This window comes from uncultured Megasphaera sp. (genome assembly GCF_958350005.1).
Classification (GTDB): domain Bacteria; phylum Bacillota; class Negativicutes; order Veillonellales; family Megasphaeraceae; genus Megasphaera.
In genome coordinates this window covers 1-7,079 of sequence record NZ_CATWFF010000108.1, presented here as the reverse complement: position 1 = coordinate 7,079, position 7,079 = coordinate 1, and the positions used below count along the sequence as shown (strand labels likewise).

The following is a 7,079-nucleotide window of genomic DNA, read 5'->3' as shown; positions in this document are numbered from 1 at the left end:
CGATGAGAGATTTCTTCGGGAGACCATTGATGCATGGTAATCCGTTCTTTTACTTTTTCCAGCAAGGCCGGATTATCCAGCTTTTTCCGAGGCCGGCAGTGTAAATGACGCTGGAGAGCTTTTGCTTGCGCCTCTACGGGAAGATACTGGTTTCCCGATGCGTTACGATGCAGCTCGCGGGAAATCGTGGACTTGTTTCTGCCCAGTTCAGCAGCGATCTGAGTACAAGAATATCCTTTGGCCAGAAAAAAGAGTAGCTTTTCTCGTTTAGATAGTATAAGATGGTTGTAGTGGCACATGGTATCTCTCCTAACGTAAGGTTGTCGTTACAAACACCATTATAGCAGAGATCCATGTGTCATTTTCATTTCAACTTATTGTTGCACTTAGATTGTAAATCCGCCAAAATAAAAGCATAAAAAGCATTATATATTGTACTGCACAAGTGCAGTGAACGTGTTGCGAAGTGTCATAACGGGCACTTCGTTTTTTACAAAAAAGTATAGGGTATCCATCCAGCATAGGTATGCAGTTCCAGTCAGCAACGGTATATTCCTCTTGTGCCGGGAGGCGACAGCCCTTTGACCGTCCGCCCGGCACAATCCCTGTGTATGCGCCACTTGGAATATAGGGTATCACAGGGAGGCCATAGGCCGTGCAGGCAGACCAGAAGCTGTTTCACAAATCTCTTTGATATACCGGATAGAGAAACAAGGGGCGCCTTTGCTTCTTGAAAGTTTAAGGCAGCAGTTCCACCTGTCCCTGCAGTTCTTTTTCAAGTTTGGTGCGGTGGCATTTGGTGTATAAGCCGGGCATGCCGCCGGTGTGGAGCAGAATGACCTGGCGGCCGAGCTTGATTTTTTTCTCTTTTATCATGTCCAGTACGCCGGCAAACATCTTCCCTGTATAGCAGGGATCGAGGAGAATGCCTTCGTGGCGGGCCATGGTGAGGATGGCTTCGCGGACGTGACGGTCCGGCTCGTTGTAGCCTTTGCGGATATATCCTGTTTCAATGTGCATGTCGGCGTCGTCAAAATCGAATCCATAAGCTTCTTTGGCTTCCTGGAAATAGGCGTGGAGCCGGTCTTCATCGATAGGCATAATGGCAATGCCCGTCACTTTCAGGGACGAATGAATGGCTTTCAGGCCGCAGTACAGGCCCATATACGTTCCCAGACTGCCGGCGGCGACATAGACGGTGGCCCCTTCCAGCTGATGCGCTTTGGCCTGGGCGTCAAGTTCGGCAGCACAGTCGTAGTAGCCGAGCATGCCTGTAATATCGCTGCCGCCCATGGGGATGAAATAGACTCGTTCCCCTTTGGCGATTTCCCGTTCCATAATGGTTTTTACCGTTTCTTCAAGCTGTACCGTCTTATCGCGGCCGTCGTCTTTTTTTACGACGACGTGGGCACCGAAAATACCGTCCAGCAGCAGGTTGGCACTCATTTCGCCGTCGTAGTCGTCTACAGCGGCGATAATGCATTTCAGGCCGTACTTGGCGGCAACGGCGGCTGTCAGGCGGCCGTGGTTGGTCTGGATGCCGCCGACAGTGACGATGACTGTAGACTGGGCGTTTACGGCGTCAAACATGAGGTATTCCAGTTTGCGCAGCTTGTTGCCGCCGCCGCCCAGGGGCGTCAGGTCGTCGCGCTTGATGTACAGCTCCCGGAACAGTTCCTGCGATAAGCCGGACAGATACTGAAGCGGCGTCGGTGCCGCGTCGAGAAGGGTCAGTTTGGGTTTCAGTGTATTCATGAGGTCACTCTCCTTTATTTCCTTCATCGTATCATATTGGCCGGGAAAATACTACCTTGTCCCTGGTTCTCCGGGAAGAGCGCATACAAAGAGCCTGACCGGCAGTTCGTGGGAAAAAGCCGGTCAGGCTCTTTGGAATAGTAGGATACAGCAGGGCTGGCTAGGTTGAATCCTTGACATATGAGACGGTCTAATTTGACGGATTGCCGGCACAAGAGTCAAAAAAATAAGGCTCCCGCGCATGATGTATGCTGCAGGGCCCAGGGGTGGGAAAGAATGTATAAGACGGCGGCGGCATCACAGCTGGGAGGGGTCCACGTGCCGTGCCGGTGTTGGAGTAGGAAAGGTGAGGTGATTTGGGTTCTTTGCCTTTCCTGAATACAGTATAAAAAAGAAACATGAACCTTGGGAAAAGAATGCGTAAAAAGCGGGTAAATTGTGCCATAAATATGATATACTCAAAGAGGTATAGAACAGAACATCGCCTGACAGGGCGATACGACACAAGGAGGATATGCGATGATACAGACACGGAAAGTAGTGATTGTCGGCGCCGGCCACGTTGGATCCCATGTAGCGCTGGCTCTGATTCAGTCCGGAGACGCAGACGACATTGTGCTGATTGACGTTCTTCCGGAAAAAGCGGCCGGTCAGGCTATGGATCTGGATGACGGCATCAGCGGTTCCCTGTGCGGCCGCGATGCCTGCGTGCGGGCCGGCGGGTATGACGACGTCGATGATGCAGACGTGCTGGTAATGGCCTTTGGCCGGAGCCGCCTTCCCGGTGAAACGCGGCTGGATATGTTCGATGATTCCATCCGTATGGCTCAGGAGGTCGTTTCCCATCTGAAGCAGCACCGGTTTTCCGGCATTATGCTCAGCATTTCCAATCCGGCCGATATTATCTGTGAATATATTCGCCGGCAAATGGGCTGGCCGCGGAACCGCTGCTTCTGTACCGGCACGAGCCTGGAGACGTACCGGCTGCTGCGGGTTCTGTCGCGCTGCACCGGCCTGGCCCGCCGGTCTATTCGGGCTTTCTGCATGGGCGAGCATGGAAATTCCAGCTTCGTCGTCTGGTCTCAGGTGCAGGCTGGCGGCAGGCCCTTTACAGCACTCGTGGAAAAAGAGTCTTCCCTGGCCGGTCTGGATCTGGAAGCCCTGCAGACAGAAGTGAAGCGGGCCGGCGATATTGAAATTGACGGCAAAGGGTGTACGGAATTCGGTATTGCCAATGCGGCCCATATGATTATTTCCGCCATCTTCCACGATCAGAAACTCCTTTGGCCCTGCTCGACGGCGCTGGAAGGAGAATATGGCGAAGAGAACGTAGCAGCCGGCGTGCCCTGTATTATCGGCAAAAACGGCATGGAACAGGTCGTGGAAGTGCCTCTGTCGCCGGAGGAACAGCAGAAGTTCCACGAGTCCTGCGAGATTATTCGCAGCTTTTTACAGCGGGCAGAAACGATATAGTTCCTGGTGCTGACGGAGAGGTACGTTTTTTGTGGAGAAAGCAGGCCGGAACGGACGAATAGCATGGGCTGGCCTGCTGTATTTTAGTGAGAGGTGATACTGAACATGAATGAAATGAAAGGACAGGAGCTGACCAGCCATCCTGTCGACGAAATGCTTCCTTTTTCCAAGTTGTTTGCCTATGGCCTGCAGCACGTGCTGGCCATGTATGCCGGTGCCGTGGCGGTGCCTATTATTATTGCCCAGGCTCTTCAGCTGACGCCGGCCCAGCTGATTCATCTGATTAATGCGGACTTATTTACCTGCGGCATTGCCACGCTGATTCAGACTATTGGCTTCTGGAAGGTCGGCGCCCGTATCCCCATGATTCAGGGCGTTACCTTTGCGGCTGTTACGCCGATGATCCTCATTGGGACGGAACACGGCATTACGGCCATTTACGGGGCCATCATCGTGGCAGGGCTCCTGACCTTTCTGGTGGCGCCTTATTTCAGCAAGCTCATTCGCCTGTTTCCGCCAGTTGTGACGGGTACGATTATTACCATTATCGGCATTACTCTCCTGCCTGTGGCGGTGCGCTGGATTGGCGGCGGCAATCCGAAAGCGCCTGATTTTGCCAGTCCCATGCAGCTCATGCTGGCCGGTCTGACCTTGTGCATCGTCATCGTCGTGTACCGGTATGCCAAGGGATTTTTGAGCAATATTGCCGTCCTCATCGGCCTTATTGGCGGAACTGTGGCGTCGATTCTGCTGGGACAGGCCAATTTTGCCGAAGTAGGCAGAGCCGACTGGATTTCCGTTACGACGCCTTTTTCCTTCGGCTTTCCCACCTTTGATGTGGGCTCAGTCATTTCCATGGTCATTGTCATGCTCGTCGTCATGGTAGAAACGACAGGCGACAGCATTGCCATCGGTGAAATCGTAGGCAAGCCCATTGGCCGGGACGGTCTGGCCCGCTGCCTGCGGGCTGACGGATTGTCTACGTTTATTGGCGGTATTTTAAACAGCTTCCCTTATACAGCCTTTGCCCAGAACGTAGGGCTCGTAGCGGTGACGCGGGTCAAGAGCCGCTTCGTCGTCGCTGCATCCGGCGTGATTCTGATTCTCCTGGGTCTGTTTCCCAAAATGGCGGCTGTCGTAGCCTGTATTCCCAACGCCGTCCTGGGCGGTGCCGGTCTTGCCATGTTTGGCATGATTATTGCCAGCGGCGTACGGGCCCTGTCGAAGGTGCAGTTTGAAGGAAATTATAATTTAATGCTCGTCGCTATCAGCATCGGCATGAGCATGATTACCCTGACGATTCCCAACTTCTTCCAGCATTTTCCGGATGTAGCCAAAATTGTCCTGCAAAGCGGCATTACCCTGGGCAGCATTACGGCTGTTCTTTTAAACCTTATTTTTAACGGCATGGGGGACCCACATGAAGATACGACGAGTCCGAAATAAAACGGCCCTTTTGCTGCTGGCAGCAGCCTTGGGCTGCATGGCTGGCGCCGGAGCCGCTTCGGCAGAACCGGTGCCGGTGGAATTAAAGACGAAGCCTGCCGTTTTTGCGTCAGAAGAGGTCTCGTCTCCTTCGGCGGCAGAACGGCAGGAACCGGCGGCCGCAGTGACCATTCAGTCTGCGCCGGCTGTACAGCCGGCACCGGCTCCGCCTGTCGTACAGGAAAAGAAGATCGTCATCAATACGGCGAGCCGCATGGTGACACTTTACGAAGGGGGAAAGAAAACAGCCCTCTACCGGGCCGGCGTAGGCAAGGTGTCGACGCCGACGCCGTCGGGATTTTACGAGGTACAGACCAAGGAAATCAATCCGACGTGGATTGATCCCGGCGATACGTCGGTACAGATTCCGTCGGGCCCGGACAATCCTCTGGGATACCGCTGGATTGGCTTCAGCGGCACCTATGGGATTCACGGAACCAATCGTCCTGATACTGTAGGCTATTATGTATCCAACGGCTGCGTCCGCCTGAAAGAGGAAGATGTAGAAGATCTGTATCGCCGCGTATCCGTCGGTACACCGGTCATGGTCTATTACGACCGCATCGTTATCGACAGCGCACCGGATCATACTGTGTCGTACTATATTTATCCCGACGGCTACGGATGGCAGAACCTGACCGTACCCGATGTAAAGCGAGCCCTGCGGGGCTACGGCGTCGACACCTTTGCCAGTGCCGCGTCGATTGCGGAAAAAATTGCCGCTTCTGACGGGCTGCCGACGTATGTGGCCAAGGCCTATGACATCATCGTTTATGGGAAAAAACTGCCCATGCGGGCCCTGCAGAAAGACGGTATTCTCTATTTGCCGGCTGTGGCTGTGGCGACGGCACTGCGGCTAGATCTGCACTGGAAGGCAGCCGATCAGGTGCTGACCAGTCCTTATGGTACGGCAGCAGGAATGGTCCGAAGCGACGTAGTATACATGAAAGCTGCCGATGCATCGTCTCTGTTTCGCATGGAAGGGAGCCTGACGCCGGCGCTGCAGTATGTCATGACACCAGCAGCAGTGCCTGCTGAAAAGAAGCGCAGTGACGAAGCAGTCCGGCCAGCTAATATATAAACGAATAAAAAATCTCCCCGTGAGGAGATGGACAGAACCCCCTGCGCAGCTTGTTCTGCGCAGGGGGTTCTTGTCTGGTATGATGGATTTTTATCAGCCGTCTGTATGCTGCCGCCGTGTGGCAATGCTGATGGACAGCAAAATGAGGCCGGCCAGGATGAAGACGTACTTAATACCGAAGAAGGTGGCTACGGCGCCGCCGAGGAGAGGACCGACCATGGAGCCAATTTGCTGTGCTGAAAAGAGGAGGCCAAAGACGTGGCCTTTCGTATGGGCATCCGTATTTTCTGCCAGAATGGCGTTGATGGACGGGTAAATGCCGGCAAAAAACAGGCCTACAGCAAACTGCGTGGCCGCAAAGAGATGGAGCTCATTAGGGATGGCCTGGAGAAAGAAGCACAGGCCAGCCCCGGTCAGGGCATAGGTGAGCGAGCGGTGAAAGCCCTGACCCTGGCCAAAACGGCCCCACAGGGGGGAGGAAATGGCGCTGGCAAAGCCGCCGAGAGAAAAGACGAGGCCTGAAATAAAGATGAGGTTGTCCAGGTGGCCGGCCATTTCCGACACGTACGTCGTCAGGACGGGCTGAATGAGGAGAATAACCATCTGCACGAAGACGGCATACAGGAGCATCGTGCGGATAACAGGCCGCTTCCACAGCGAAGGAGGCGCAGCCTTGGGCCCTGCTGGCAGGGGGTCATTGTCCGGCGGTTCTTTGATGAAGAAGACGAGGACGAGAAAATTCAGAAACAAGGCGCCGGCAGCGAGGAAAAAGGACATGCGCATGCCGAACATTTCGGCCAGAATGCCGCCGAACAGAGGACCAATAACGACGCCTGTCGTCAGAGCGCCCTGCATGGTGCCCAGGCAGAGACCCAGTTTTTTCGGTGGCGCATACATGGTCATAATGGCCAGTTCCATAGGCCATAAGCCGGCAGCAAATCCCTGAAAGAGGCGCATAAAGGTCAGCTGCAGCGGTGACGTGACGATGCCGCCGAGAAAATAGCTGATGGCCAGAAGCAGGCTGGCCCGGATGGCCATGAGACGCTTGCCCTTTTTATCGGCCATGCGGCCCCAGATGGGCGCCATAATGGCGCTGACAGCAAAGGACGAAGAAAAAACGAGACCTGACCAGATATTGACAGAGGCGGCATCGACGCCAAGGTCATGGGTCAGGTACATGGGAAGAAACGGTACGAGCATCGTATAACTGGCTGACATGAAGACGACATTACATGTCAGGATAGCAAGACAGAATTTCCAGTTCATAAGGCAATATCTCCTTATC

At 54.2% G+C, this 7,079-nt stretch carries 6 protein-coding genes; 3 read left to right on the top strand and 3 right to left on the bottom strand.

Annotation, left to right across the window (positions count from 1 at the left end; all coding sequences use genetic code 11):
• On the bottom strand, nucleotides 1–299 hold a 299-nt coding region (locus Q3886_RS07155), incomplete at its 3' end, for a helix-turn-helix domain-containing protein (RefSeq protein ID WP_301860599.1).
• A 439-nt stretch (nucleotides 300–738) separates the two neighbouring features.
• Nucleotides 739–1,755: a 1-aminocyclopropane-1-carboxylate deaminase/D-cysteine desulfhydrase gene (locus Q3886_RS07150; protein WP_301860598.1), complete on the bottom strand. Its 1,017-nt coding sequence runs from the start codon at nucleotides 1,753–1,755 to the stop codon at nucleotides 739–741.
• A 519-nt stretch (nucleotides 1,756–2,274) separates the two neighbouring features.
• On the opposite strand from Q3886_RS07150, the gene Q3886_RS07145 reads away from it, so the two are divergent.
• From Q3886_RS07145 to Q3886_RS07135, 3 genes are all read left to right on the top strand, one after another.
• Entirely contained in the window at nucleotides 2,275–3,228 is a 954-nt protein-coding gene (locus Q3886_RS07145; RefSeq protein ID WP_301860597.1) for an L-lactate dehydrogenase, read from the top strand.
• A 105-nt stretch (nucleotides 3,229–3,333) separates the two neighbouring features.
• Entirely contained in the window at nucleotides 3,334–4,674 is a 1,341-nt protein-coding gene (locus tag Q3886_RS07140; protein ID WP_301860596.1) for a nucleobase:cation symporter-2 family protein, read from the top strand.
• Complete coding sequence (locus tag Q3886_RS07135) at nucleotides 4,649–5,794, top strand: L,D-transpeptidase (protein ID WP_301860595.1); 1,146 nt, start codon at nucleotides 4,649–4,651, stop codon at nucleotides 5,792–5,794. The genes Q3886_RS07140 and Q3886_RS07135 overlap by 26 nt, the downstream gene beginning before the upstream one ends.
• A 93-nt stretch (nucleotides 5,795–5,887) precedes the next feature.
• Here the strand turns inward: Q3886_RS07135 and Q3886_RS07130 are convergent, their stop codons facing one another.
• Nucleotides 5,888–7,060, bottom strand: a complete 1,173-nt coding sequence (locus Q3886_RS07130; protein WP_301860594.1) for an MFS transporter — start codon at nucleotides 7,058–7,060, stop codon at nucleotides 5,888–5,890.
• Between the last annotated feature and the right edge of the window lie 19 nt (nucleotides 7,061–7,079).